General features: G+C 55.3%; 1 protein-coding gene. It reads right to left on the bottom strand.

Annotation, left to right across the window (positions count from 1 at the left end; translation table 11 throughout):
* Positions 1-70: 70 nt before the first annotated feature.
* Positions 71-1444 (bottom strand): LLM class flavin-dependent oxidoreductase, encoded by a 1374-nt coding sequence (locus tag ATB98_RS00090; RefSeq protein ID WP_066867491.1) that lies wholly within the window; start codon positions 1442-1444, stop codon positions 71-73.
* Positions 1445-2188: the final 744 nt, after the last annotated feature.

The following is a 2188-nucleotide window of genomic DNA, read 5'->3' as shown; positions in this document are numbered from 1 at the left end:
GCATTGCCAATGGCTGGCCGAGTTCAGAAATCGACGCGCTCATGCCGTGGAACTACGCCGGCTGAACGGCCTAGGCTTGTCGCTTACCAGAGGATTGCGTCTGTCGCGCTTGCGTGAACCGATTGAGTGGCCGCTTAAGGCCGAGGTTCTCTCTGAGGGTATGTCCCGAAAGGCATCTCGCCCTGAATTTTCCTAGTCGGCGCAATTCCGGCACTACGAGCTCAACAAAATCAGTTAGTCCACGTGGCATTGTCGCTGGCAGTACGTTGAATCCGTCAGCAGCACGATGATTGAATACATCGACCATGGTGTCGGCAATTTCGTTCGGTGTTCCCACGACCATCAGATGGCCTCGGCTGTCGGATACCGAGCGGATTAGCTGTTTCCAGGTGAATTTCTGGCGTGCGGCCAAGTCGAGAAGCACTTTCTGACGGCTCTGAATAAAGTTTGTCTGCGGTAAGGTCTCAGGCACCAACGAGTCGAGATTCACTGAACGAAGGTCGATTACAGAGCCCAGCCAAAGCTGAGCCTGTCCAACCAAAACATCGAAGTGCGTGTAAGATTGAAGTCTTTGAAGCTTCTCAGCCGCCTCTTGCTTAGTCCTCCCAACGATCGGGACTATGCCCGGCATCACTAGCACCTGATTTTCCTCCCGTCCAAGTGCGCGCGCTTTCTCTTTGAGAGTTGTGTAGTAGCGTTTACCGTTCTCTAAAGACGGTTCGGCTGTGAACACGACTTCACCCACTTCTGCTGCGAAAGCCAGTCCAGTCTCGGATGCGCCCGCCTGGACCAATACTGGATAGCCTTGCGGCGGCCTCGCGACGTTAAGTGGCCCTTTGACTGAAAAGTGGTTTCCCTGGTGATTAAGCAAATGCAGTTTCGTCGTGTCCGCATAAGTGCCACTTTCCTTGTCACGAATGAAAGCATCGTCCTCCCAGCTGTCCCAAAGACCTTTCGCAACTTCTACGAACTCTCTTGCTCGAGCGTAGCGCTCGATATGATCGGGAAGTTCCTCTTCACCAAAATTTTGGGCTTCCGAATTACTTGCCGAAGTGACAATGTTCCAAGCTGCTCGTCCCCCGGAAAGATGGTCAAGTGAAGCGAACATGCGTGAGAGATGATACGGTTGGTAATACGTTGTTGACGCTGTCGCGATAAGGCCGATGTCCCGTGTTGTCGCTGAAAGCGCCGATAATAGCGAAATTGGCTCGGACCAATAGTTGCGACTTAGACGAGCTATAGCCGCGCGATCGTTAATCACACCTTGGTGGTCGGCGAGAAATACAAAGTGAAATGCCGCACCTTCGGCAAGGGCTGCGACGTGAGCACATCGGTCGATATCAGATCCGCCATGCGCTGGCACGCTCGGATCGAGCCATGCACCTTCGTGATATCCCGCCTGAGAGAGATACAATCCAAGCGTCATTTCACCACTGCGTTGCATTAGGCACCTCCGATTGATTGACCGCCTGACGACTACGTTTAGCTGGAGGGCAAAGAATTCGAGAGACTTCGTAGGACCCCTCGATAACGAGGCTTGCCTCCTGATGCGCGCCCCAACAAGACTGCGCCAAAGTACATGAGGACCGACAACAATGAACCTACCAAACGGGGTAGTTGCGAAACGCTGCTTTGCCCCACCTTCTGTGCTTCGGTCGCGGCGAGACGATCTACGATCCATGGCATTACGTGCCTATTCTCGCTCGGAAACCCGGCGCTGCGCAATGGCCGTTCCGCGAATGGGTTCTACCGACGCATGGAGAAGGTGCGGCGAAAGGTGAAGAGTGCGCCAGACGGCGATCGGCAGATGCTCTCTATTTTCGGAGGCGTTGCGGCCGACGGGCTGCAGGCCGTCGAAGCGGCCTGCCAGCCTGCCATAAGCCCCTCGACCACTACGTCATCTTGGCCGCCGTCATCATCAACATCCTCTCTCGTGACCGCGATCCCGCTCCGGCCGAGCACCGTTCGACCGGATCCGCGTCTGAGGTTCGCTTCTTCCACTTGGAGAGCGCTTCCGTTTGATGCCGTAGTGCTTGGCAGGCGGCCTCAGGCTCTGTTGATCTCTATGTCGCTCGAGTGACCGCCTTTGTCGGCTTGGCGCTCCTAGTGGTTTCCGCCTAACATAAGAGTCCGTATTGGATTCCCTTTGGCGTGTGCGTATGCGAGAGTGGCGCATGCGCACAGGAAT

The organism is Sinorhizobium saheli (genome assembly GCF_001651875.1).
GTDB classification, from domain to species: Bacteria; Pseudomonadota; Alphaproteobacteria; order Rhizobiales; family Rhizobiaceae; genus Sinorhizobium; species Sinorhizobium saheli.
Note: the sequence above shows the minus strand (reverse complement) of the source record. Positions and strands in the feature narration are given on the sequence as shown.